We start from the raw sequence: 25,239 nt of genomic DNA on the forward strand, positions 1-25,239 counted from the left end.
AACAGACGTGCCCGGCATTCTTCCTCGCTATGTTGATAAGAAGAAAGGATTTTTTATCAGACGGTTTTTCGGTTTGGTGAATCCATCCAAAAATGACCGCATCCACTATGGAAAATCTCTATTTCTGAAACGGAACTATCCATCTGAAAATGCTACTCAACAGCATGACTCCGATTATCCAACCCGTTCGCACCCAATACGTTCCGGACAACTCGGCGAAGAGTCCAGGCTTGCCCGCGGTGAGCAATCGCGCAACGACCGAGATGACCGAAATCGCTCAGTTCCAGCAAGAGGCCTCGGCATCAAGCCTCGCGCAGCATCAGATGCAAGTCGGTCAGCGAACACTGATCAACCGTCTTACCAATCCTCGCGACCGCAAATCAGGCGCAATATCTGGTGCCGAAACCGCAGCAACTGGTAAAGAAGGCAATGGTGTCAAAGGAGCTGGTGTTCTCGCTGCTGAGGGCATGCCGGAGTCCGATACCGTGACATCGCGTCGTGAATTCGGGCAGAAGGAGATGGATCGGTTCAATCAGTTCATGCTAGACGGCGGCCATGGACAGTCCAGGGAAGATCTGGAAGAGCTGAAAAAAAAGCATGCGGAATCCGTCAACGGTGGCATGGATGTCGCTGATGTGTTTCGCCGACAGTCGTCGACTGGAAAACGCGAACTATCCGACTTGACCGTGATCATGACCGGTTCGGAATATGGCAAAGGCGCGAAGACGATCGATGCTCCCGGATTGCTGGCACATATCGAAAAAAACCATGCCCCCAAGGACGTGGATACAGCGCTGGCCGATTTACAGAAGCTTGTCGGCGCCGAAGCGCGCAAGCGCGTGCCCGATGGGCCGGGGCCCGAGAGTCATCGCAGTTTTACGTTGTGTGCGGCGTTTCATCAGATGGTCTCCAGTCGCGCGATTGCGTCTGACATGTGTAGCCGGATTTCAGCTCTTGGTGTCCCGCCGCGTACCACCGCCGCTGAGGCGGGACGACTCTTGTTGAAAGCACCAACACTCGATGATCGTACCGCCGCACCTTTGGTGAACAGGGTGGCCAATATGGACGCGCTTTCCACAACCGACAAAGCCGCAGTTTGCCGAGTAGTGCGCACCGCTGTAGCTGACCTTCCGACGACCTTGTGGCCACTTGATGGGCTACCGCAACGGCAGAATCTGCTGAACAAATTTGATGAAATGTCGATGACGGAACACCCGTCACCTCATCCGTTTCAGTCGGCGTTTCCGCGCAGGGAGCAGACCCAACGCGCTCGCATCATGAACAAGGCGATGCTCGGTCAACGCCCACGTGTTTCAAACCCGCTCCCGTTGGACTCTGACGACGCATCCGAAGATCAAAACTCGTCCTTAATGAGGAAATAATGATAGATCCGTCAGGGCAGTCATCCGGGCTTGAACAAATTGCCATCGATCTCGCTGCGGCTGCGGTGGAAGCAGGCGCGGTGGCCAGGCAGTCGCTGGGAGCGGGCATGGGCATGTTTGCCTATCCGGGTGAGGGATGTCTGATAGTTGGAATTGGTTACCAGCGCGATGCATTGAAGCCGGACACGATCATTAACGTACTCAGGCGGCGTGATCAGGTACCGGATCGCTTTGCCGCATGGTTGCCGGCGCAGTTTGCCAACGGCAGCTTCTATGTGTTGCGACGCCTGCCGTACTTCGGACACGGTCCGGCGCACATGCCGTCGGAGAACGATCTGGACAACGCGCTCGCGTTGCTGGTGCCATGACAACGATTGTCCGCACAGGCGGACCTGGCAGCGGGCAACCAATCAACGTCGAAGGCGGCGAAATCCATCCGGTCGGGTTGCCGACACCAATAGCGAATGTATCAGTCTCCCTTCTGGAAGCGCGCGAAGCCGCCGCCTCGGTGCATGTCACGACACGTGAGACGCAAAGTGCGATCGCACCGTTGACCACCTTGCTGGGCCTGGCGCTGACAGCCGGTAGTCCGGCATGGCGTGGTGATCCGATTCCAAAAATGCGGGCGTTACAGAAAAAATTGCTGGAACGCGGCATGCAGGTAGAAGGCGAAGAGCGGGATCATGCACTAGCGGCAATCTCGGTCGTGGAAAAAAATATCCAGTTGCGCCTGCGGTTGCATCAACTGCACATGTCCGATTTGCAATTAACCGGTAGCGGGGAGGGTGGAAAGTCATGATGAAACGAAAAAGAACAGCTCCACCATCGATCGAACAAACTCTGGCGATTGGCTTGATCTGGGGCCATCTGAATACCCGTCAGCTGACAGATGCCTATCAACTGGCGCGCGGTTGCGGGGCCTTGTGGCCAGACGATCAGCGCTTTGCATTGATGGCTGCGTATGCCGCCGTGGAGTTGGCAGAACCGCTGGACGCCGCCATGGTGCAGGCCATGCAAAGCACCGGTCACGAGGCATGGACTAATCTGATTTGGCGTCGTGCGTATTCGCCTGACGATGACGACAGTTTGGTTAGTGGTAACGCGGTCGGTGCACATGAATAATCTCGTACTTGCCCTTAACGCGTTTGCGGCGCGGGCGGCCAAGCGGGCCGAGCTGTTTGCAGCTGCGCTGATCATGTCGATCGTGTTCATGCTGGTGCTACCGATGCCGATCTGGTTGCTCGACATCCTGATCGCGATCAATTTATGTGTGGCTGGTCTGATGGTCGTGGTCTCGATGTACATGGAAGGGCCGACGGCTTTCTCTACCTTTCCTGCCGTCTTGCTGTTGACCACACTATTCCGTCTGGCATTGGAAGTGGCAACCACCCGCCAGATTCTGCTGGAAGGCACTGCCGGACACATCGTCGAGACCTTCGGTAACTTTGTGGTCGGCGGCAATCTGGTGGTGGGGCTGGTGGTGTTCCTGATCCTGACGGTGGTGCAATTCATCGTGATTACCAAAGGCTCCGAGCGGGTCTCGGAAGTGGCGGCGCGCTTTACGCTGGACGCGATGCCAGGCAAGCAAATGTCGATTGACAGTGATTTGCGCGCGGGTTTTTTGACCGCCGATGACGCACGGCGCAAGCGTGCCGAACTGGCCAAGGAAAGCCAGTTGCACGGTGCGATGGACGGTGCGATGAAATTCGTCAAGGGCGACGCGATCGCGGGTATTTTTATTGTCATGGTGAACCTGATCGGCGGGATTTCGATTGGTATTTTTCAGCGTGGCATGACCGTTGGCGAAGCCAGCAAACTGTATTCGATCCTCAGCATTGGCGATGCCCTGATTGCCCAGATCCCGGCTCTGTTGATCTCGCTGACAGCCGGCATGATCACCACCCGGGTGTCCGATGACAATCGCGAACACGATTCAGGTGGCAAGAGCAATATCGGCCAGGACATCGTGAAAGAAATGTTCGCCGAGCCCAAGGCGCTGGTAACGGCCAGCGTCATCATGGTGTTGTTCGGCATGATTCCCGGCATGCCAACGCTGATTTTCCTGACGCTTGCGTTGCTGCTGTGCGCCGGCGGGATGCTGGCCATCCTCAAGCCGAAAGCAGAAGCCGCGAAGAAGCGTGAAGCCGAAATGAGCAAGGTCGTCGGCAAGCCAAGAATTGTGGACTTGACGACCTTCGAGTCAACCAAACCATTTATCTTGCGCATGCCGAAAAGCATGGAAGGCACACCCGAGGCCGAATCGATTTCGGATGCCGTTCGGATCATGCGCAATACCGTCATGGGCACGCGTGGAATTCCGGACATGCACACCATCGATTTTGAGTACCGCGACAACATGCCGGCCGGGCGGATTCATTTTCTGATGGCGGAAGTGCCGCTGGTCGATGTCGAAATGCGCCTCGGCTGGGGTGCAACGATCGAGTCATCGGAGCGCCTCGCCGAGCTTGGATTCGAGGCGACGGATGATGGCGTGGCGGGAACGCGGCGCCACCGCACCTGGGTCAGGGTTCCCGCTGGAGATGCGCTGGGCACGGCTGGCGTGGTGTATCAAACCTGGGAAACCGTGCTGGCAGCCGATATCGAAGTCGAGATGATGCGCAACTGCCAGATGTTCATGGGGGTGCACGAGGTCAATCGCTTCATGCGCTTTGCCGATCGGCGCTTCCCCGAATTGGGGAAAGAGCTGGCTCGCAGCGTGACACTGCCGCGCTTGACCGAGGTCATGCAACGCCTTGCCCGCGAAGGCGTCTCACTGCGCAATGCGCGACTGATCCTGGAGACGATCCTGGACTGGTCGACCAAAGAACGTGATCCCGACATCCTTGCCGATTATGTACGCCTGGCGCTCAAACGCCAGCTGTGTCACGAGGTGGCACGCGATGGCCTGATCGAAGTCATTCTGATGTCGCCAGAAATGGAAGACCTGTTGCGCGGCGCCGTGCGGCAAACCAGCCAGGGCAGTTACCTCGAACTGGAGGTCGAAACCGAGCAAGCGATCCTGGACCGGCTGGGAGAACTCATCGGTACGGGCGGCACCGCAGCGGCCCCACCCGTATTGGTCACTGCGGCAGATATCCGGCGCTCGGTGCGCAAGCTGATCGAGGAAGAGTTTTTCTCGGTACCGGTATTTTCCTTCTCGGAGCTCACGCAACACGCGCGCGTCCAGCCGCTGGGAATGATCGAGTTGTAAAAGGAACCATCACTTCCATGGTGTCACTTATTAATAAGAAAACATCATGGTGAGGAAACGATCATGGACAATGAACTGCGCATCCTCAATGGCCTGCATCGTGGCGCAACATTGCCACTGGACGGTTCTACGCTCCTGTTGGGCGCGCACGAAGACGCCGATGTCGTGATGGTCGATCCCGGTATCCTCCCGCATCACGCCAGTTTGCAGTACAGCGACGGTAGCTGGATGCTGAGTCCGGATGCCGGTCCGGTCTTCAGTGCCGATATGGCAGAACCGCAAGCGCTGATCGACCTCTCGACCGGTAGTTTTTTTCGCATTGGTGAAACGTGGCTGGTCATTTCCGATCCCCATGCGCCGTGGCAAACGATGCCCGCAATACCATTGCCGGAGACGACAGTCGATGCGCTGGACGCAGCGCATGACGTTACCGATCCTGAGGAAGTTGTGCCAATGGACAGCGCGTTCAATGGCGACGCCGAAGACTTGTACGACGCCGTGCAGGATGCCGAACAATTTCCACAACGCGTCTCTGATCCCCTCGAAGTGCCTTCCGTGGAAACCGTTCCCGTGCGCACCTCGTACATTGCCAGAAGTTGGCGCAACTGGATGATGGTCCCCGCCGGCTTGCTGGTGGCGTTGTCAGCGGTTGCAGCTTACGGCTATTCGGCCAAGCCTTCGATACCGTCGCTGCATGGTGCGTTGCGCCTGTCAGCCAATATCAGCATGCCGCCGGACCGATCGCTTCCCGGTGCAGAGCGCATGGAGAAAGGCGCAGAGATCGTCAAAGTGGTGTTGCCAGCGCGGTTATCACCGGACGAGTTGCGGTCGGCATTTCGCAAACGCATGAAAGATGCTGATCTGCTCAAGCAATTTGACCTCGATCTGACTGACGAGGGCTGGTCGATGCGCGCCCATCTGGACGATGCTGAAAGTGCCCGCTTCGAGCGCATTCTGAAAGCCTTCGTGGCCGAGCACAAGATCAGCTTTCCGATCAGTGCCAAGGTCGGCAGCGCCGAATCGATGTTGCCATTCAAGATACGGCAGGTCGTCAGCGGTACCAACGCCGGCATCGTCACCGGCACCGGTGAGCGGTTCTATGTGGGTGACGAATTCCAGGGAGTACGGCTGGTATCGGTCGTCGAAAATCGGCTGACGTTCATGGGCAAACGCAAGATCGAGGTGGTTTGGTGACCACTCTGGCACCAGTCGAACTGGCTACGATGGAGCAGGCGCTCGCTGGCATCAGCGAGCGCAGCATCGGCTGGCTCGCCGGCTTGCCTGCCAAGCCGGGCTTCACCAGTTGCGGCAAGGTGGCCCGGGTGCTGGGCACCGTCATCGAAGCCCATATGCCACCGGTACAAATCGGAGAGCTGTGCAGTCTGGTCAATCCCGGTTCGGATGTCGCGCTGCTGGCTGAAGTGGTGGGCTTCAATAATCATGCTGCCTTGCTGTCGGCGCTCAGTCCGCTCGAAGGCGTATCGAACCGCACCCGTATTACGCCGTTGCGCTGCAGTCATTCGATCGAAGTCGGCGAACACATGCTGGGATGCGTGCTCGATGGCTTTGGCCGCATGCAATTTCGTACCGCCATCATGCCGCCGGAACAACCGGGCTGGCGGGTAACGGTGCCGGTGATCCGCGATGCGCCCAAAGCCACCGACCGGCCGCGCATTGCGACTATTCTGCCCACGGGCGTGCGGGCGATCGACGGCATGCTGACCATGGGGCGCGGCCAGCGCATTGGCGTGTTTGCCGGTCCCGGTTGCGGCAAGACTACGCTGATGGCATCGATTGCCCGTGGCTGCGCCGCCGACGTCATCATTTTCGGACTGATCGGTGAGCGCGGCCGCGAGCTCAATGAATTCCTGCAGCATGAACTGGACGACGAGCTGGTGCGCAAGACCATTATCGTCTGCGCAACTTCCGACCGAACTTCGATGGAACGCTCGCGTGCGGCATTCAGTGCAACGGCAATCGCCGAGGCATTCCGCGCGCGCGGCAAGAATGTCCTGTTGCTGATCGACTCGTTGACCCGTTTTGCACGGGCCCAGCGCGAGATCGGCCTGGCCGCCGGTGAACCACCGGCGCGCGGCGGATTTACGCCGTCGGTCTACACCATGCTGCCACGGCTGATCGAGCGCGCTGGCAGCACGCAGGAAGGATCAATCACGGCAATGTACACCGTGCTCGTCGATGGCGAAACCACCTCCGACCCGATCGGCGATGAAGCCCGCTCGCTGCTGGACGGACATATCGTGTTGACCAAAAAGCTGGCGGAACAAGGCCATTACCCGGCCATTGATGTCCTCGCCAGCATCAGTCGCGTGATGAGCAACGTTGCCACGACGGAGCAGCGCAAGGCCGCCTCGCGCTTTCGCGAACTGATGGCGCGGTACGACGAAATGGAGTTGCTGATTCGCCTGGGCGAGTACAAGCAAGGCGGTGATCCGGTGGCCGATGCCGCTGTCAGGTTACGTCCCGAACAATTGCAATTCTTGCGTCAGGACACCCGTCATCTGACGCCCTACGACCAGATGCTGCAGCAACTCAAGGCGCTCGCCGAGTGAGCGTCGATGACGCCATCGACCTGTTTGCACTGACGTCGCCACGACGTGAACCGGTCGATGTTGCCGAGCCAAAGCGCCAGGACAAAAGTCTGCTGAAACTGATCGGCGTCCATAAACGGCGACTCGAATGGATGGAGTGGCAATGCCGGCAAGCGCTTGTCGACTGGCGTGAGCGTCGTCATGTCGTCACGCAGATCAAGCAGGAATGGCGCGACGCGAAGCAGCATGCCACGGATTTCTGGGCCGGGGCGCGTGCCGAATTTTTCAGGATGGAGATCTCCAGCGGAAAATTTCGTACCGCAAAAGGTGCCTACGAGCGCAAGAAACTCGATGCCGAAAAAGTTCATGTGCGCGCCCGTGAAGCAGCAAATGAAGCCCGCCAGGCCGGACGGACGTATTTCGTGGCCAAGCAGGAACTGCGCGCGGGCCACCTGCGCAGCGAGAAGCTCGACATTCTCCAAAAAATCATCCATGAGAAAAATAACCCTGTGGAGTAACTGATGACTCTTGCAAAGGTAGTGAGCAAGCCGGCACCGACGCCCGTTGCAAAGAGCGATCCGGTACCTGTACCCGCTCAGGATGCGTCGGCCTTTTCGGCAAAATTAAAAAAGGCAAATGCCGATCAACAGGGCAAGAACGCGCGGCAAAAACGCGATGAGCTCCGTGCAACGGCGGCCGAGGATGCCAGCGCTGCCAGGAGCGTGATCCGCGAAGGTGACGAGCTGGCCATCCGCGCTGCCAGCCAGCGCCAGCAGCAGGGCGGTGATGATGAGTCCGGGCAGTCCCTGGCCCGGATCGCCACGCAGGATCTGGCCGGCGATGTTGATGCCAGTTTTCTGGTGGATCAATTGGCGCCACTGACTGCGAACGACGGCATGTTCGAGGTATTGATTCCCAGTGGCGCGAAGTTGTCCATTGCATTGAAGGCATCGGCAAATCGCGTCCAGATTCTGATTGGCAGCGATTCGGCGAGCCTGGGTGATCAATTAAAGCGAAAAAAAATGGAACTGGAGCAACGTTTAGGGCGACGTATAGGAAAGGATGTCGTTCTGGCTGTCCTCTAACCGCGCTGCCTGAAAGTCATTCCCATGCCTCCAAGCGAATTTGCAGCGTCTCAAGAAGCTCCTCCGCTTCCCGTCAAAAGAAACCGCAAGCCCCGCAAGGCACCGGTCGAACTGGTCGATGTCGTCGACTTGCCCGACACGATCATCGAACTACCCGCTGAAACAATCGCGCCCAAGCCGCGTCGCAAACGCACTGTTCGTACAGTCGATGCTGCGCAATCGCTTGAATGCGATCTCGACCCGGCGCCAGTGTCCACGCAGGAATCCGAACTGGAGAACCCGTCATCACTGCCCCGGCAGATCGATGCGAGAGATGGGGCAGCGACAGAATCAGAGCCCGTATCGCAATCAGACATATTGCACGAACCCGACCTCGAATCTCCTGCAATCGACGTACGCAGCGCCAATTTGAACCTGCCACGGGTTACGACCGAAGTTGCGGCGCTGACGCGCCTGATGGGTAGCGGTCGTTATGCGCTGTTACCCGCGCTTGGTGCCGAGGCATTGCTGGGCTTGCGACTCGACAACCAGATTGCCAAGGAGGCAGATCCCTATCAGGCGCTGGTAGTCACTGGTCCCTGGGGCGAGATTGAATTGAGCGACGGCGTGCGCTTGTTCGCCGCACTTACCGGAATCGACCTGGGACAGAGCGCCGTCGAAGTGCCGCAATCACAGTGGCTCAGCGCAGCGGTACTCGGCCGACTCGATGCGACGCCGTTACGTGACATCACGGCGATTGCGCGTGGGTTACTTGTGTCGGAGCAGCCTTGTCAGACCCTGCGTCTGAGTTTGCGTAGCGGAAGCCACGCCTTCTCGCTGGCGGCCCGTGCCAGCAGCGCTTGCTGGGTTGATTTTCTGTCGCGCGGCGGCTGGCAGCGTGATCGCACCGCTGTCGATGACCATCTTGATACGTCTGTTGCGGTACCGGTCGTGATTGGCTGCCACGCGCTGGCCAAATCCGTCCTGGAGGAGGTCGCAGTGGGCGACATCATTCTGCCGGATACCTGCTGGTTCGATTGCGCTGGCAATGGCGTGATCCTGGTCGGCGGCTGGCAATTACAGGTTACCTACGCCGCACCGGCCGGCTTGGCCATCATCAGTCTGGAGACGCGCATGGATCCCATCAATACGACCCCCGGTAATGCCGACGCTGATCTGTTTGTGATCTCGCCTGTGTTGCCTGTCACAGCGGGCGCCAGCAAACTCGATGTGCTTCCGGTGCAGCTGCAATTTGAAATGGGTCGATGCCAGACCACGCTTGGTGCGCTGCGCACACTGACCGCCGGGATGGTGTTGCCAATTGAAGGCGGCTCACCGGCCGTCATTTCCATCACTGCGGGCGGGCGCGTGATGGGGCGGGGTGAACTGGTCGACGTCAATGGCCAGCTGGGAGTTCGCATCGTGCACTGGAGCTGACGATGAATACGAACCAAATGGATCTGGTCTCGCTAGCGATCCTGATGGCGATGCTGTCGCTGGTGCCGCTGATGGTGGTGACCACGACGTCTTTCCTGAAAATCTCATTGGTCATGCTGGTCACCCGCAATGCACTCGGCGTGCAACAGGTGCCACCGACTCTGGCCATTTATGGCATTGCCTTGTCGCTGACCCTGTTCATCATGTCGCCGACGGTTCAGGAAATCGGTCGTCGGGTAATGGCAATCGAAGCCGAGAATTCCACCGTCAAGCATGGCCTGGCCGACGCACAGGTCGCCTTCGAACCGCTACGCACTTTCATGATCAAGCACTGCAAGCCGGATCAGCGGGAGATTTTTCTGGCGAGTGCAAAAAAGCTCTGGCCCAAGGAATATGCCGCCGAAGCCACCTCGTCCGATGTGCTGGTGCTGGTGCCTGCCTTTGTGGTGTCGGAGCTGCAGACCGGCTATGAAGTGGCGTTTTTGATTTATATCCCGTTCGTGGTGATCGATTTGCTTGTGTCGAATTTGCTCATGGCGCTGGGCATGCAGCAAGTCAGTCCGCAAACCATCACGGTACCGCTGAAATTGCTGCTGTTCGTGATGGTCGATGGATGGGGCAAGTTGCTCAATGCACTGGCCATGTCGTATGCCTGATCCTGCAGCGTGACGATCAACTGAATCTGACTGAATTTCCCCTGAGAGGATGTGCCATGGCTGACACCATCAATTTTTTCCAGCAAGGTCTGTGGATGATCATCATCCTGTCCGCACCGCCGCTGCTGGTTGCCGTGGTGTGCGGCAGTTTCATCTCGCTGGTGCAGGCCGTGACGCAGATCCAGGACCAGACCTTGCCGTATGTCGTCAAGCTGATGGGCGTCTCCATCACGCTCACGCTGATGGGGCGCTGGATCGGCAGTGAGCTGATGCAAATGGCAAATGCTGCCTTTTTGCTGATCCCGACGGCCGGACGATAAACTCGTCGCGCCGCCATGTCGTCATCGTTCCTGCTTGACCTGCAACACATGATGGTGGCGATGGCGCTGATCATGCCGCGTTCGTTCGTGGTGCTGGCCATCCTGCCGGGTTTTGGCACCCGCACGCTGGTGGGTATTGCGCGCAATTCAATTGCGATCGCGATTGCCTTGCCGGCCTGGCTGCCCACTTTTTACTTTGTCAAGCAAGGACATATCGATGGCGTCATGATGGCAGCACTGGGCTTCAAGGAAGCCGCCATCGGCCTGATACTCGGCGTCTTGATGGCCATCCCGATCTGGGTGGTGCAGTCGCTCGGATCGGTGCTGGATACGCAGCGCGCCGCCACTCAGGTCATGTCCGACAGCGCCTCGTTTGATGCGGATGCCAGCGCGCTCGGTGCCATGCTGTTGCAGGCAGTGGTCATGGTGATGATCCAGGCGGGACTGATGACCGCCATGGTTCGGGTGATGATCGAAAGCTATGGATTGTGGCCAGCGTTCAGTTTGTCACCACCGTTTGAACTCGGGCATATGGATGTCGTGATTCAGCGCTTCGGCGAATTTTTCTGGCATCTGGTGGTCTACGGCGGACCGGTCCTGATCCCGCTGGTGCTGATCGATTTTACGATTGCCGTCATCGGGATTTTTGCCTCCAATTTGCAAGTGTCATCCATCTCGTCACCCATCAAGTGTCTTGCTGGCTTGTTCATCCTGCTGGTGTACTGGCCGACACTGGCGCATTACGTCGCCTATGACTTTTCCCGCATCCTGGACCTGCTCCCGCTGCTGCTGCAAGCGACCGCCAAGGGAAGCTGAGAGCAGTGAATCATGAGCGAAAAAACCGAACAACCCACTGACAAGAAAATCGAAGATGCCCGTGAAAAAGGGCAGGTACCGGTCAGCCGCGACATGGCACGACTGGCAACTTTTTTTGTGCTTGGACTCATTGCGTTCGTCACCGAAAAAGAGTGGCACAACGCAATCAACAGCCTGTTTGAATTGGCTTTCATGCGTACAGGCAAGCCCTTCCTGTCGGCCATGTGGGAGATGATTTTCAATGCCGGAATGCTGCTGATGGTTGCGTTCGGTGCGCTGGCTGTTGCGGGCATCGTTGTGGCAATTCTTGCTTTTTGGGGACAATTCGGAATTGTGGTTTCGTTCAAGACGCTGGAGCCGAAGCTCGACAAGCTCAATCCGGTTCAAGGTTTCATGCAATTATTTTCTAAAAGGAAACTGGTGGAGCTGGTGACGTCATTGGCCAAGGCAGTATTGATCGGCTACGTGCTGTATCTGGTGGTGGTCGATGAACTGCCGAACATCATGAACCTGTCTGGGGGCACTCCGGCGGATATCTACAACGGCTTTGTCGAGATACTTTTTTCGATCTTCAAGATCACGGTGGGTATTTGCTTCAGCTTTGCACTGATTGACCTGGTGAGCCAACGCCACTTTCACACCAAGTCGCTGATGATGAGCATGGATGAAATCAAGCGGGAGTACAAGGAATCGGAGGGCGATCCGCAAGTCAAAGGTACCCGCAAGCAGCTCGCCCGCGAGTGGGCCAATGAAGACCCTCCGGCTCGCACCGAGGGCGCCAATGCCGTTGTGGTCAACCCGACGCACTTTGCGGTGGCGCTGTTCTATGACACCGAGTCGCCGTCGGTACCCATGGTTCTGGCCAAGGGCAAGGACGAAATGGCGCAGGCCATGATTGCGCGTGCGCATCACTTGAAGATTCCGGTTATCCGTCATGTCTGGTTGGCGCGCATCCTGTATGCGACAGCCCGGCCCGATCATCCAATTCCGAAAGCCAGTTACGAGGCAGTTGCGCATGTCTATGCCGTAATTCAGGAGATGGTCGACACCGATCAAATGGTACCGATCACGGAGCTGGAAACACGTGGGGAACCGCCTGCCGATGAATAGCTGCAAGCACACCAGGAGTTGCCATGGCCATTGGTGATAGCGGCCCGGTTCAGCCATCGCGGCGTACGTCGCTACCGATCAATACACACGAGCAAAGTCCTGCAGAAACAGGCCGACTTGGAACCGATGACGCGTTTGCTGAAAAGCCGGACGAAGCTGACGTTGGCGGGCGTGCATGGGTGGATGGTTTCGCCATGACGGAGGCAGACGGACCCCCGTCGACGTTTGCGTCCGCGCTTGATGCGCTACCGACTGAGTCGTTCGACGAGTGTGCGCGGACCGATACCGCAGGTCGCTCGTTTGAATCGGAGGTTGGCGATGAGGAAACATTCGATGATTGCCTGGTTCCTTCGTTCGATGCGCCTCCGAAACGACGTCTTCATCACGAACAAGACCAAGAAATATCTTGGTCCATCGATCGGAATGCTTCTGGCCATCAACTCCATCAACTTCCTGTCCCACGCCCTCAAACCGTCGCAGTTCCGATTGCGGTCTGGGTCGGAGGACATTTGATCGAAGATCGGCGCAAGCAGCCACCCGCTCTCGGGCCTGCAGGAGTATCACGCCGGACCACATTTACCCGACGCTGCGAATATCACGGCTTTTGCGATCCTTCGGATCCACTGGGCTGCGGTGGAGAGTTATGCGGTAAAAAGCCGCACAGCCGGATCGAATAGCGCGCATGAATGACACCCATCAGGGTCGATGACACGACAATACTGCCGACGCCACCGAGTACTCCGCAATTCGGATACCATGAGGCCATTCGGCATCGAATACTATTGCCGTCAAGACACGTATTTAATTTCATCAAGCCTAAAATGACCGATAACAGCATCCATCCAGAGGCAGACCCGAGCTCCGCCCAGCCAGCTTTACAGCCCGTTTCGCAAATCATCCGCCAGCGCATTCAGGCCAGCAAGACGCGTTTTCATGCGAATGACAATATTGCTGCTTTCATCGAACCCGGTGAACTTGACGTACTGCTCGAAGAAGTCCAGGGCAAGCTTCAGGGCGTATTGGAAAGCCTCGTGATCGATACGGTCAGCGACCACAATACGCAGGACACCGGACGTCGGGTAGCAAAGATGTTCATCCACGAAGTCTTTCGTGGACGTTATGTGCCGATGCCGGCGCTGACAGAATTTCCGAACGCCGCCCATCTCAATGAACTGATGATCATCGGACCGATCACGGTGCGTAGCGCTTGCTCTCACCATCTTTGTCCGATCATTGGCCGCATCTGGATCGGGGTGATGCCGAATGAGCATTCGAACCTTATCGGTTTATCCAAGTATGCCCGCATTGCCGACTGGATCATGAGCCGACCTCAGATTCAGGAAGAAGCTGTGGTGCAGTTAGCCGATATCCTGCAGGACAAGATCCATCCGGATGGCCTCGCCATCGTGATGGAAGCGGACCATTTCTGCATGCATTGGCGCGGTGTGAAAGATATGGACTCAAAGATGATTAACAGTGTGATGCGCGGATCGTTCCTGAAAGATCCCAATTTACGTCGGGAATTTCTTTCTCTTCGCAACGTAAAAAAATAATCGAGGATCTGTCATGTTAGTTCGCTTACTTTATGCAAGTCGCTCAGTCGATAAAATTTCTCCCGAGATGGTTGATTCCATCATGGCCCAGGCGCGCACCAACAATCCACCTCACGGCCTGACGGGTATCCTGTGCTTTGGCGGGAATATTTTCGTTCAGGTGCTCGAGGGTGGTCGTACTGCAGTCAATACGCTGTACGGCGATATCTTGAGAGACCCACGGCATCATGACGTGCAGATTCTTCATTACGAAGAAATTACCGAGCGTCGTTTTGCAGGATGGACGATGGGACAAGTGAATTTAGGGAAACTGAATACGTCGGTCTTGCTGAAATATTCCGAACTGCCGTACCTCAACCCATTTGCCGTTTCCGGGTTAGTGTCGATGGCACTGCTCGACGAACTCATTGCGACGGCATCGATCGTTGGTCGTGCCTGAACATACTATTTTGTAATGTTGGCTGGCGCACAGAGTATTGCCCCTGAATGACAGATGATCAACGGCATTCATTCATGTCATTCAGGGAACAAGTATCATGAAAATTTCTGCCAGGTTGCGATCGCTGGTTTCTTTTATGGCAACATCCGCGGTAATACTGCTGTTCGTCGCGCTGGGTGCAAGTCTGCTGGCCGACTGGATGCCAGGTACGGATGGATTGCCAACCGATATTGCACTTGTGGCCGATTGAACCACTATGGACATATCGGTCGACTTGCTCAAACGTTCCTCATGACTTGATGGGTTTGGCCGGATTGACCTGATCCGGAAGCAGAGACGCTATTGGGGATACAACCCATGGCTGCGGCCAAACAGCCGCGCCAGACCCAGTAAACTGTCGATCGTCGGCGTGGGCAGGCCAACATGCTGTCCGACTTCCTGCACAGCACCCACCAACGCATCGATTTCCATCTGCCTTCCTGCTTCGGCGTCCTGCAACATGGATGTCTTGAACGCGCCCAGTTTTCGTGTCAGCTGCATCCTTTCTTCACCGCTTTGCAGGATTGAACAGCCGATCCGGTTGCCGATAGTCGCAGCTTCCTGCATCGCCATCAGACAGAATTGACGCACCAGCGCATCGTCGAGCAACTTGTCGCAGGTCGCTCCCGTGATCGCCGACAGCGGATTCATGGTCATGTTCCCCCATAGCTTGTACCAGATGTCGGTGCGGATATCTGCACTCGCCTCGGCGTCAAAGCCCGCAGCGGCAAACAGCGCGACGACGCGCGCAAGTCGGTCTGAGCTAGCGCCGACAGCTTCTCCGAAAATCAGACGATTGCCAAAACCTGGCTTGATTACACCCGGTTCCGGTGAGGTACTCGACAGGTGCACTACGCAACCCACCAGATGTTGCAACGGGAGCGCTGCTGCCAGAGCGCCATCGGGATCGAGTGATTGCAGGCGCATGCCAGCGTAGGGCACCAGCGGATTCTCAAAAAACCACCAGGGTACGCCGTTCATGGCCGTGATGACGATGGTGTCGGGGCCGAGCAAGGGGGTAATCTGTGGTGCGATGTCGGCCAGTGCGGTGGCTTTTACTGCAAGCACCACCAGATCTTGCACACCTAGTCGTGCCGGGTCACTCTCGGCAGTCAGCATCGCCGTGCTGACCGTGCTCCCTGTCACCAGTTGCAGACCGGCAGTCTGTATTGCCTCCAGCGTACGTCCTCGTGCAATGATGCTGACCTGGGTGCCGCCTTGTTGCACCAGACGTGCCGCAATCAATCCGCCGACTGCACCCGCACCATAGATAGTTATTTTCATTGTTTGTTCTTTCAGATCCAAAGGATTACTTGTAGCAGTTCATGCGCCGACAATCCAGCCTTCCAGCACATCGAATTCCGGCAAGCCAAAGCGCACATCCCGTCGCTGCCACGCCCATGCCGCAAGCAAACCGCACAGAGCTGCATCCAGCAAGTCGCCGGTGGCATCGTCGAGCAAGGCATCACGATGGTCGCCGGCATCGAGGCGGATTGCGAATCGATAGTTTCCGGTGTCGAGATGGTCAAGAATCACGGCGCGCGCGGCGCGTCGCTGCGGCGTCTGCTTCGAGCGGTCGTCGTTTTTGTAGGAAGCGGCGGTAATCGAACGTGCCACCATTCCCGGATACCCTTCCAGCGCAATACGTGTCGGGTCGCCCGGATGCATGCCGCTGAGCGACACGCCGGCTGCGCGCAATAACGGCACGCCTGCATGCAGCATGTAAGCCACCGGTGGGTTGACCCATTTCATCGACGAGGATGAGCCGGCCGGACCATCGGTCGCGCGATGAGCAAACTTGTTTCCGACCGGTCGTGCATCACAAAATCCTTTGAATGCAGTACGCAGTTCGCCACGTGACAGGGTGTCCAGATGCGTCATCAGTTCCACCCAGCGGGTTGGCCAGCCTAGCTGCTCCACCAACTCTCGCGGTAGTGAAAAAGGAAAGTCGAACGCGCCCAGCCAAGGGCCTGGTTGTTCCAGCCAAGTACTGAAGCTGGCGAAATCAGTCAGCGCATGCAACGATTCGATGCGCCATGTATCACCGGTAAGGCGCCCGGAGGCGATCGTGATCGTCTTGCGTTTGCTCGGTGCCGACGTGAAATCGACACCGTGCAACAGCCAGCTTGTGGTCGATGAGTCGGTCATGATGCTTGTCAGTGAAAGAGGGTGCCCATTTTACCGGGCATGAAAAAAGGCACCCGAAGGTGCCTTTCATGATGGCTTGCATCGCAGCAGGCTTACGCCTGCCAGCAATTAGAACGAGTGACGAACGCCAACGTTGAACAGGTTGTCGGTATTGCCTGCGACAGCCGATGTGGTGCCCAGGTTGACTGACGAACCGCTGTCGTTGGAAGTACGTGCATAGGACGTGTACAGGTTGGTACGCTTCGACAATGCATAGGTGTAGCCGACTGCGACCTGGTCTGCATCGAGGTTGGCACCGGTCTTGTCTTTACGCTTGGTGTAGTCGACGAGGAAGGTGCTTGCGCCGAATGGGACAGTTGCGCCGACCATGTAGTCACGACGATTTGTACGGTTCAATGCGACATCGTTTTTAACTGTATCAAAAGCAACGTGTGCCTTCACAACGTTGAAGTCATACGTACCGCCCAACAAAGTCGTTTTTACTTTGTCGGTTGAGACGCCAAGAGTAGCGATATCGGAAACGTTGTGTACCAGAGCGATCATCGCAGGGCCATTTGCATATTGCAGGGCGCCCGAGATTTGACGTGCTGCTGTCGTGCTGCCTGCTTGCTCGCCGAAGCCGTATTCAAACTGACCAGTGAAGCCGCTCAGGTTTGGTGTTTCGTATTTGATGGCATTGTTCATACGACCGCCACCGTTGGTAGTGGCGGTGGCGTTGGTTGCATCAACTACGCCGCCCTGATTAAAGAAGCGCGTTGCATCGCCGGCCAAGCCGATACGGAACGGATCGAGAGCATCAAGATTCTCGCGCAGCAGGGTGTTTTGACGACCCAGTTTGACAGCACCGAATGCGCCTTGCAGACCGACGTATGACTGGCGACCAAATGCCTTGTTGCTTTGACCGAAACCGCCAGTATCGACATTGATACCTGTTTCCAGAACGAACAGACCTTTCAAGCCACCACCCAGGTCTTCAACCCCACGGAAGCCCAAACGGCTACCTGACTGGATGCCGCTGTTGAGGCCGGTAGTGGTCGCTGCGCCATTGTCATCACGGGAAACACCCACGTCGACAACGCCGTACATCGTGACTGACGATTGCGCCGAAGCGGCGGAAGCAAACGCGCCAAGGATGGCGAGTGCGAAAAGCGATTTTTTCATTGTTGATTTCCTGGTTGTAAAAATAAATGGTGACTGGTGCGGAAGTTGATCGAATCAACGATAGCCAGCGGTAATGTAAAGCAACTAAATGACAACATCGTGACCAAATGGATCTATTTCAACAATCCATTACCTACGATAGGACTATGTTGCCGAAAAAAAGTTGCCTATTTGCTGAAACTATTTTGTTTTGTGCGGCGCGACATAAAAGTGCGGTTCGCATTCCTCTAACGAAACGAAGTTTAGCGCAAAGTGGCGAACTTGTTTGGTGATGCGATTTTTTGTGGGGGGAGGTTGGTTTTCAGGCGCGTAAAAACAGGCGCTAGGGCAATGTCTGAAACTACCGTGCTGCAGCAATAATTGAGGATTGGGCTCGCTTGCAGGGCAGCGAGCGGTGCGCTCGCTGCCTGATTCGGAATGGTACGCGCCCGGATTGCCAGATGCATCGATCCATTTCCATTGGACGCCTGAGTGTCAACTCAGGCGTCCGGTAGCACCACGTTGACATCGAGAACTTCGAGGTTGCCCTGCCGATCCAGTGAAATCTTGATGTCGTCGGCGTTGACCTTGGTGTACTTCGAAATCACCGCAATCAGCTCCTTGTGTAGCGCCGGCAAGAAGTCCGGACCCGACCTGCCATTGCGTTCGCGGGCAATGATGATTTGCAGTCGCTCCTTGGCCGCACTTGCCGTTTTGGGCTTGCTGGCGAATAAAAAGGATAAGAGAGCCATCTTACTTTCCCCTGAAAATGCGCTGCAGGAAACTTGGTTTTTCGTAGGTAGTGAAACGTAACGGTACGTCTTCGCCGAGGAAGCGCGAGACCAGGTCGTGATAAGCCTGCGATACGTCGCTGCCTTCGATGTGAATTGCCGGATTGCCCTGGTTGGATGCCGCCAATACCGATTCCGATTCCGGAATAATACCGACCAGCGGGATCCGCAAAATCTCCTGCACATCGGTGTAGGAAAGCATCTCTCCGGTCTCAACCCGTTTTGGAACATAGCGCGTGATCAGCAGGTGTTCCTTGACGGGCTCGCCACCATTCTGGGCGCGGCGCGACTTGGCCTGGATGATGCCAAGGATACGGTCAGAGTCGCGTACCGATGACACTTCCGGATTGGTGACAATGATGGCCTCGTCGGCGAAGGTCAGTGCCATTACGGCGCCACGTTCGATACCAGCAGGCGAGTCGCAAATGATGTATTCGAAACCCATCGCATCAAGATCTTTGAGAACGCGTTCAACACCTTCTTCAGATAACGCATCTTTGTCGCGCGTCTGGGATGCCGGCAGGACAAACAGGTTGTCGCAGTGCTTGTCCTTGATCAGCGCCTGATTAAGTGTGGCTTCATTGTTGATGACGTTAATCAGGTCATAGACGACGCGTCGCTCGCAACCCATGATCAAATCGAGATTACGCAACCCGACGTCGAAATCGAGAACGGCAGTTTTATGCCCGCGCAAGGCGAGCCCGGAGGCGAAACTTGCGCTAGAGGTAGTCTTGCCGACTCCTCCTTTGCCGGACGTTACAACGATCACTTTTGCCACAAAGAAGCTCCTTTCGGAAAGATGTTTATTAAGAAGGTACCGATAGTACGTCGAGACGATCACCAACGAGTCGTATTTGTACTGCGTGGTTGGATAATCCCGACGGATAACCATTTTCAAAAGTCCGGTAGATGCCGGCGATTGACACTAGTTCGGCTTCCATCAATGAAGTAAAAATGCGTGCGTCAGGATTGCCGCTGGCGCCTGCAAGTGCGCGGCCGCGCAACGGCGCATACACATGGATGCTTCCGTCAGCGATGACTTCGGCGCCATTGTTGACGGCAGCGGTCACGATCAGATCGCACCCACGTGCGTAGATGCGCTGCCCGGCGCGAACCGGTGTGTCGATGAACATCGTTGTAGATCCACTGCTGGTCGCCTGTTGTTGGACATGTACCGGAGCCGGAGCAGGACGTTCGGGTTCCGGTGCAACCAGCGAACGTGGCGTATTGCCACGATCCAGGGTCAGGCCGTGCGCGAGGATGGTTGCTTCCATTTCTGCTGGTGCATTGCGTACCGCAACGGCATACAGACGGTACGACTTCAGCAGTGCTACCAGCACATTCCAGTCTATCGGATCGCCAGCCAGATCGATTTCGCCGAGATCAATGATAGCAAGCTCATCTTCAAAAAAATCAGGCTCGCCACCAGTCATGTCACGGATGGCTGCATCGAGTTTTGCCGGATCGGTTTGATGCAATATGGCGGATATGGCGACGACGGTAGATATCTTGATTGTGATCGGTTTGCCGGGCTGGTTTTTTTGCATGAAAAAGTCTTGGTGGCGCATGATGCGCAGTTGCTGTCGGGCAAAATTGCCGACCATTCGAGTGATTATTATAACGCGAGGTTTTCACGGACTTGGTCATTATTCCAGACGATGTTTACACCCTTGCTTCATAGATAGATTCGTCGTACCAGCGCAATAAAAACCGCCCAGCTGGATTTGGCCCGCGTGTAGAATCACTTCCTTTTTCGTCAGGCTGCCATGTGGTTCAAGAATCTTCAAATTTATCGTCTTCCAGCACCTTGGGATATGGATGCCGAGCGGCTTGAAGCGGCGCTCGCACCGCAAACATTTCAGCCCTGCACCAGTCTCGACATGCAAACGCAGGGATGGATCTCTCCGCGTGAAAACGGGATGCTGGTACACACAGTCAACAAGCAATTATTGATTGCGCTCGGTACCGAAAAAAAGCTGCTGCCAGCCAGCGTCATCAATCAGGTGGCGAAGGCCCGTGCCAGCGAAATGGAAGAGCAGCAAGGCTTCAAACCTGGTCGCAAGCAGATGAAGGAAATCAAGGAGCAGGTCACCGATGAGTTGCTGCCACGCGCGTTCAGCATTAACCGGACTACCTGGGCGTGGATCGATCCGGTCAATGGCTGGTTGATCATCGACGCAGGCACGGCGGCCAAGGCTGACGAAGTGTTGAAGCTGTTGATCAAGGGCATTGCCAAATTGCCGCTTGAAAGCTTGCACGTGGTGCAATCGCCGGTGGCTGCGATGACCGAATGGCTGGTAGAAGATGCCGCGCCGAAAGGCTTCACGGTCGACCAGGATACTGAGCTGCGCGCCAGCGGCGAAGGCAAGGCGACCGTGCGCTACGTTAGCCAAACGATGGAACTGGTCGATGTGCAACGTCACATCGCCAGCGGCAAGCAGTGCACGCGTCTTGCCATGACGTGGGCAGATCGGATTTCATTCGTGCTTACCGAGTCGTTGACGATCAAGCGTATCGCGCCACTGGATGTGATCAAGGAAAATACCGACACCGGTTCGCAGGATGACGACGAGCGGTTTGATTCGGACATGATGCTGATGACCGGTGAGCTGGCAAAAATGCTGGACGATCTGGTGTTTGCGCTGGGCGGGCAAATGCAGCCTAAGTAGATGGCTTAGCTGGATGGTTGATGAACGCCGAAACAGGTTGGCAGCTACGCTACCCATTCCGGCGTTTTTTTATCATGCAGAGTGACTCTCGGTGCCTTGAAAAGTGCGATGAAAAGTAAGATCTGCTGCCGCTTGACGCAATAAGTACAATGTAGCATTCTTGTTTTGAGCACTTTTTCTGGTCACAGCCCTTGCGCTGTGGGCTTCGCACTCCGGTGGTAAAAAGGTCCCGACCACTATTTTTTATTTTTCGTCAGCAAGGAAGCTGTGACATGTCGGACCACTACTTTGGCTCGGATACGTTGTTCAGCACGCTGGCCGAATCGATCGGTCTGATCGCGATGGTGTGGGAGCTCGAGCCCGACATAATTCATCTCAGCGAGCAATGGACCGCCTTGACCGGGCATCCATCAGCCGACCCAATTTCATCGGCGCAGCTGCGCAAAATCATCCACTCCGACGACCTGATGGTCATGAACGATGCCATTTTGCGCTGCCTGAAAGGCAGCGACCATTTCTATGATGCCGAAGTGCGTGTCCTCCACCGCAATGGCGAGTGGATCTGGCTGGCAGCGCGCGGTCGGGTTGTCGAACGCAATGCCGAGCATCGTGCGGCACGTATCGTGGCAAGCTTTCTTGATATCGGACATCGCAAACGCGCCGAACTGATTTTGTCCGAAAGCGAGCAGCGTTACCGCGCAATGTTCAATATCAGTCCGCACGGGATATTGTTGACCAAGCCCGACGGCGAGATCCTGTCGGCGAACCCCGCGGCCTGTTTGCTGACGGGTTACTCCGAGGCGGAGCTCATTCATCTTGGTCATGCAGGCCTGTCGAAATCAGCTGACACAGCGCGTTCATCCCTTCCGCTGACAGGCTTGCAAATGGGGAGCCGCAACGGACAGGCGAGCCTGTTTCGCAAGGATGGCGTGCGTTTGGATGTTGCGTTGTCGTCGGCCACGTTCACTGACCAAAGTGGCGCAATGCGCATCAGCGTCATGTTGCAAGACATCACCGACTCGATTGCGACCGAACGCAAACTGCAGCGTCTGGCCCGGCTTTACGACGCGCGAAGCCGCTGCAACCAAGCGATTATCCAGAGCAAAACGCCACAGGCCCTGTACGAAGCTGTCTGCAAGATCGTTGCCGAATGTGGCGACTTCGGTCTGGCGTGGGTAGCCCTTGTTGACTGGCAAACCCGGCAAATCAAACCGTCATGTTCCGAGGGCCGCGAGCGAGCGTATCTTCACAGCGCCAAGATCAGCATCGATCCCACAATTCCTGCTGGTTGCGGCCCGCTTGGCAGGGCGATCCGGGAGAGCCGCAATATCATCTGCGAGGATTTTCAAAACGCGCCATCAACCGCGCCCTGGCACGCTCTTGCGGGTATCCATCACTTCAGGGCCATTGCGGTATTTCCGTTACAGCAAACCGGCCAGACTATCGGTGCGTTGACCTTGTATGCGTCCGACAAGGACTATTTCGATGCGCAGCTAGTTGAATTGCTGGCTGAAATCGCACGTGACATTTCATTTGGCCTCGATAATTTGCAACGCGATATTGCGCTGTCGAGTAGCGAAGCGCGTTTCCGTACGCTTTGGGAAACCAGTACCGATGGCATTCTGATGATGACGCAAGAGTCGATCATCCGTTACGCCAATCCTGCACTGGAAACTCTGTATGGTCACCCCGGTGATCAACTGCTCGGAAAAAGTATCGCCATGCTGCAACCTGCGCGCTTCAGAACCAGCCATGACGAAGGAATCAGGCGCTTTTTGCGTTCAGGTCGGCGCATGCTCAACTGGCGTGGCGCGAGTGTTGTTGCCCTGCATGCGGATGGTCATGAATTTCCGATGGAAATATCGTTCAGCGAGGCAGTCATCGATGGCGAGCGACTGTTCATCGACTTCATGCGTGACATCACCGAGCGCAAGCGTGCAAATGATCTGGTTTCTCATCAGAACGCAATTTTGAAAATGATCACCAGCAGTGTCGAACTGCCGATCACGCTGGCAGCCGTCAATCAGATGATCGAAGGTCAGGTATCCGATACCACGTGCTGCATTCAGGGTTTGCATGAAAGCGATGGCAGTTTTTCGTGGCAAGTGGCTGAAAATCTGCCCGAAAGCTTTACTCATTTCATGTTGCAACTACCCACAGGCAAAGCGGGTTTGCCCGACACAGCGCTCGATGCCGCGCGGGTCGTGGCCGATCTGGAGTGTGACCCGGATTACGCCGCACATGCCTTGCTTGCCCGGGAATACGGGATACGCGGTACCAGCTTCTGGCCGGTTCAAGGGCGTCAGGGGCAGTCCCTGGCAGTTCTCGTGCTTTACCACCACGGCAGCCGTGCGATTAGCGAGTTCGAACAGTGTCTGCTGCCTTCGGTGGTCGATCTGATCGGCCTGGCGATTGAAAACCGGAAGTCGGACGAACGCATCCGGTACCTTGCCCATCATGACGATTTGACCGGACTACCAAACCGCGCACGCTTCATGCAAGAGCTGACGCTGGCCACGGCACGGGCTGCGCGCGGTGGACATCAGGTCGGGTTGCTGTTCCTCGACCTTGATCGATTCAAGAATATCAACGATACATTGGGTCACCATACTGGCGACGCCGTGCTACGTGAGGTCGCGAACCGGCTGCGACATGCTGTTCGGGAGGTCGACATGGTGGCGCGACTTGGTGGCGACGAATTTGTCGTCATGGCAGAAAACTTCTTTGATCTGGCGACGTTGACCGGTATCGCCCAAAAACTGATCGAGCAAATTTCCCAGCCGATGGACATCGAAGCACAAGAATTCCACCTGACTGTCAGCATCGGCATCAGCATCTATCCTGTGGACGGCAGCGACATCCATACCCTGATCAAGAATGCCGACATGGCCATGTACCGGGTCAAGGAACTTGGCAGAAATAGCCATCAGTTTTATGACGAACAAATGAGTGCCGGTTAACGCACGTCAACATGGCGCATTGTTGCGGCATCAGGTTCCACAAAAAAGCGCTCGGCCATCTCTTCCAGTCCGACGGAGGCAAGTACCTGCTCCAGCCGTTCTGTCGGGCGCCGGCGTGGCAGATCCTTGAATGTGGCGATGATCAGTTCGTTCTTCATGGAATGCTCCCAACCGACCAACTCCGTGACGCTGACTTGATAACCATGCGCCTCCAGTTGCAGGCAACGCAGCACGTTGGTGATCTGGCTGCCGAACTCGCGCGTGTGCAGCGGATGGCGCCACAGTTCGGTCAATGCGCTCTTGCCCAGCGCCTTTCCCTTCAGTCGATTCAGTACCGACGCTACTTCGGCCTGGCAGCAGGGCACCAGCACCAAATGCCTGGCCTGTTTTTTCAGGCCGAAATGAATCGCATCGTCGGTCGCGGTATTGCAGGCGTGCAGTGCGGTGACGATGTCGATACGTTCTGGCAGCAGCGGCGAGTCGATCGAGTCGGCCACCGACAGGTTCAGAAACGACATGCCCGGAAACGCGAGTCGCGCCGCCAGTGCCTCGGATTTTTTGACCAGATCGTCGCGCGTCTCGATCCCATAGATACGTGAACCGTCATCGAGCGTCTTGAAAAACAGATCATACAAAATGAACCCGAGATACGATTTTCCAGCGCCGTGGTCAACCAGGCTGATGCCGCTGTTTTTCCCTTGCGTCGCTTGATCGGCTTGGACCGCCTTCATCAGCGGTTCGATGAATTGATAGAGATGGTAGACCTGCTTGAGCTTGCGACGGCTGTCCTGGTTCAGCTTGCCGTCCCGAGTCAGGATATGCAACTCCTTGAGGAGTTCGATCGATTGACCAGGGCGAATTTCCGGGATCTCTTGCATGGCAGCTTCCTTGTTGTGCGAGGCGCGAGTATATGCTGCTGCGCACAGCTGCGCAGGCATAATGCGGGCTGTGTTTT

The 25,239-nt window shown here is 56.4% G+C and carries 26 protein-coding genes; 19 read left to right on the plus strand and 7 right to left on the minus strand.

Annotated elements, in window-relative coordinates; genetic code table 11:
• Nucleotides 1-149: 149 nt before the first annotated feature.
• The 17 genes from ABD720_RS05020 (at nucleotide 150) to ABD720_RS05100 (ending at nucleotide 14,787) form a co-directional block, all read left to right on the plus strand.
• Nucleotides 150-1,382, plus strand: coding sequence for a hypothetical protein (locus tag ABD720_RS05020; RefSeq protein ID WP_344762138.1), 1,233 nt, complete (start codon nucleotides 150-152; stop codon nucleotides 1,380-1,382).
• Nucleotides 1,382-1,750, plus strand: coding sequence for a hypothetical protein (locus ABD720_RS05025; protein WP_344762139.1), 369 nt, complete (start codon nucleotides 1,382-1,384; stop codon nucleotides 1,748-1,750). Before ABD720_RS05020 ends, ABD720_RS05025 begins: the two co-directional genes overlap by 1 nt.
• Nucleotides 1,747-2,181: a hypothetical protein gene (locus tag ABD720_RS05030; protein ID WP_344762140.1), complete on the plus strand. Its 435-nt coding sequence runs from the start codon at nucleotides 1,747-1,749 to the stop codon at nucleotides 2,179-2,181. The genes ABD720_RS05025 and ABD720_RS05030 overlap by 4 nt, the downstream gene beginning before the upstream one ends.
• Nucleotides 2,181-2,504: a hypothetical protein gene (locus tag ABD720_RS05035; RefSeq protein WP_344762141.1), complete on the plus strand. Its 324-nt coding sequence runs from the start codon at nucleotides 2,181-2,183 to the stop codon at nucleotides 2,502-2,504. The genes ABD720_RS05030 and ABD720_RS05035 overlap by 1 nt, the downstream gene beginning before the upstream one ends.
• A complete protein-coding gene (sctV, locus tag ABD720_RS05040; RefSeq protein ID WP_344762142.1) occupies nucleotides 2,497-4,593 on the plus strand; it encodes a type III secretion system export apparatus subunit SctV in 2,097 nt (698 codons plus the stop codon). The genes ABD720_RS05035 and sctV overlap by 8 nt, the downstream gene beginning before the upstream one ends.
• A 63-nt stretch (nucleotides 4,594-4,656) precedes the next feature.
• A complete protein-coding gene (locus tag ABD720_RS05045; RefSeq protein ID WP_344762143.1) occupies nucleotides 4,657-5,787 on the plus strand; it encodes an FHA domain-containing protein in 1,131 nt (376 codons plus the stop codon).
• A complete protein-coding gene (locus ABD720_RS05050) occupies nucleotides 5,784-7,163 on the plus strand; it encodes a FliI/YscN family ATPase (RefSeq protein ID WP_425547909.1) in 1,380 nt (459 codons plus the stop codon). The genes ABD720_RS05045 and ABD720_RS05050 overlap by 4 nt, the downstream gene beginning before the upstream one ends.
• Nucleotides 7,160-7,660: a hypothetical protein gene (locus ABD720_RS05055; RefSeq protein ID WP_344762144.1), complete on the plus strand. Its 501-nt coding sequence runs from the start codon at nucleotides 7,160-7,162 to the stop codon at nucleotides 7,658-7,660. The genes ABD720_RS05050 and ABD720_RS05055 overlap by 4 nt, the downstream gene beginning before the upstream one ends.
• 3 nt (nucleotides 7,661-7,663) lie before the next feature.
• Nucleotides 7,664-8,227 (plus strand): hypothetical protein, encoded by a 564-nt coding sequence (locus ABD720_RS05060; protein WP_344762145.1) that lies wholly within the window; start codon nucleotides 7,664-7,666, stop codon nucleotides 8,225-8,227.
• 24 nt (nucleotides 8,228-8,251) lie between these two features.
• Nucleotides 8,252-9,643 (plus strand): type III secretion system cytoplasmic ring protein SctQ, encoded by a 1,392-nt coding sequence (gene sctQ, locus ABD720_RS05065; protein WP_344762146.1) that lies wholly within the window; start codon nucleotides 8,252-8,254, stop codon nucleotides 9,641-9,643.
• A 2-nt stretch (nucleotides 9,644-9,645) separates the two neighbouring features.
• Nucleotides 9,646-10,299 (plus strand): type III secretion system export apparatus subunit SctR, encoded by a 654-nt coding sequence (sctR, locus tag ABD720_RS05070; RefSeq protein WP_344762147.1) that lies wholly within the window; start codon nucleotides 9,646-9,648, stop codon nucleotides 10,297-10,299.
• A gap of 56 nt (nucleotides 10,300-10,355) precedes the next feature.
• Nucleotides 10,356-10,619 carry a type III secretion system export apparatus subunit SctS gene (gene sctS, locus ABD720_RS05075; RefSeq protein ID WP_344762148.1) on the plus strand — a complete coding sequence of 88 codons (264 nt, stop codon included), beginning with the start codon at nucleotides 10,356-10,358 and terminating at the stop codon, nucleotides 10,617-10,619.
• A 15-nt stretch (nucleotides 10,620-10,634) separates the two neighbouring features.
• Nucleotides 10,635-11,435 (plus strand): type III secretion system export apparatus subunit SctT, encoded by an 801-nt coding sequence (sctT, locus tag ABD720_RS05080; RefSeq protein WP_344762149.1) that lies wholly within the window; start codon nucleotides 10,635-10,637, stop codon nucleotides 11,433-11,435.
• Between the two features lie 12 nt (nucleotides 11,436-11,447).
• Nucleotides 11,448-12,545 carry a type III secretion system export apparatus subunit SctU gene (gene sctU, locus ABD720_RS05085; protein ID WP_344762150.1) on the plus strand — a complete coding sequence of 366 codons (1,098 nt, stop codon included), beginning with the start codon at nucleotides 11,448-11,450 and terminating at the stop codon, nucleotides 12,543-12,545.
• 821 nt (nucleotides 12,546-13,366) lie between these two features.
• Nucleotides 13,367-14,098 carry a GTP cyclohydrolase I gene (gene folE / locus ABD720_RS05090; protein ID WP_344762151.1) on the plus strand — a complete coding sequence of 244 codons (732 nt, stop codon included), beginning with the start codon at nucleotides 13,367-13,369 and terminating at the stop codon, nucleotides 14,096-14,098.
• 13 nt (nucleotides 14,099-14,111) lie between these two features.
• Nucleotides 14,112-14,537: a BLUF domain-containing protein gene (locus ABD720_RS05095; RefSeq protein WP_344762152.1), complete on the plus strand. Its 426-nt coding sequence runs from the start codon at nucleotides 14,112-14,114 to the stop codon at nucleotides 14,535-14,537.
• A gap of 97 nt (nucleotides 14,538-14,634) precedes the next feature.
• Complete coding sequence (locus tag ABD720_RS05100; protein WP_344762153.1) at nucleotides 14,635-14,787, plus strand: hypothetical protein; 153 nt, start codon at nucleotides 14,635-14,637, stop codon at nucleotides 14,785-14,787.
• An 89-nt stretch (nucleotides 14,788-14,876) separates the two neighbouring features.
• Here ABD720_RS05100 and ABD720_RS05105 read toward each other — a convergent pair whose 3' ends face one another.
• The 6 genes from ABD720_RS05105 to minC all read right to left on the minus strand — a co-directional run bounded on the left by ABD720_RS05105 (nucleotide 14,877) and on the right by minC (nucleotide 20,202).
• Nucleotides 14,877-15,860 carry a 2-dehydropantoate 2-reductase gene (locus ABD720_RS05105; protein ID WP_344762154.1) on the minus strand — a complete coding sequence of 328 codons (984 nt, stop codon included), beginning with the start codon at nucleotides 15,858-15,860 and terminating at the stop codon, nucleotides 14,877-14,879.
• 39 nt (nucleotides 15,861-15,899) lie between these two features.
• Entirely contained in the window at nucleotides 15,900-16,724 is an 825-nt protein-coding gene (locus tag ABD720_RS05110; RefSeq protein ID WP_344762155.1) for a DUF429 domain-containing protein, read from the minus strand.
• A gap of 108 nt (nucleotides 16,725-16,832) precedes the next feature.
• A complete protein-coding gene (locus ABD720_RS05115) occupies nucleotides 16,833-17,885 on the minus strand; it encodes a porin (protein ID WP_344762156.1) in 1,053 nt (350 codons plus the stop codon).
• 479 nt (nucleotides 17,886-18,364) lie between these two features.
• Nucleotides 18,365-18,616: a cell division topological specificity factor MinE gene (minE, locus tag ABD720_RS05120; RefSeq protein ID WP_009664615.1), complete on the minus strand. Its 252-nt coding sequence runs from the start codon at nucleotides 18,614-18,616 to the stop codon at nucleotides 18,365-18,367.
• A gap of 1 nt (nucleotide 18,617) precedes the next feature.
• Complete coding sequence (minD, locus tag ABD720_RS05125; RefSeq protein ID WP_344762326.1) at nucleotides 18,618-19,433, minus strand: septum site-determining protein MinD; 816 nt, start codon at nucleotides 19,431-19,433, stop codon at nucleotides 18,618-18,620.
• A gap of 28 nt (nucleotides 19,434-19,461) precedes the next feature.
• Nucleotides 19,462-20,202 (minus strand): septum site-determining protein MinC, encoded by a 741-nt coding sequence (gene minC, locus ABD720_RS05130; protein ID WP_344762157.1) that lies wholly within the window; start codon nucleotides 20,200-20,202, stop codon nucleotides 19,462-19,464.
• A gap of 219 nt (nucleotides 20,203-20,421) precedes the next feature.
• Between minC and ABD720_RS05135 the strand changes: the two genes are divergently transcribed.
• The gene (locus ABD720_RS05135; RefSeq protein WP_344762158.1) at nucleotides 20,422-21,324 is read left to right on the plus strand and encodes a recombination-associated protein RdgC; all 903 of its coding nucleotides are present in this window, start codon (nucleotides 20,422-20,424) and stop codon (nucleotides 21,322-21,324) included.
• A 272-nt stretch (nucleotides 21,325-21,596) separates the two neighbouring features.
• Nucleotides 21,597-24,284 carry a PAS domain S-box protein gene (locus ABD720_RS05140; protein WP_344762159.1) on the plus strand — a complete coding sequence of 896 codons (2,688 nt, stop codon included), beginning with the start codon at nucleotides 21,597-21,599 and terminating at the stop codon, nucleotides 24,282-24,284.
• Here the strand turns inward: ABD720_RS05140 and ABD720_RS05145 are convergent.
• Nucleotides 24,281-25,162, minus strand: a complete 882-nt coding sequence (locus tag ABD720_RS05145; RefSeq protein WP_344762160.1) for a class I SAM-dependent methyltransferase — start codon at nucleotides 25,160-25,162, stop codon at nucleotides 24,281-24,283. The genes ABD720_RS05140 and ABD720_RS05145 overlap by 4 nt on opposite strands.
• Between the last annotated feature and the right edge of the window lie 77 nt (nucleotides 25,163-25,239).

The organism is Actimicrobium antarcticum, from assembly GCF_039536745.1.
Classification (GTDB): domain Bacteria; phylum Pseudomonadota; class Gammaproteobacteria; order Burkholderiales; family Burkholderiaceae_D; genus Actimicrobium; species Actimicrobium antarcticum.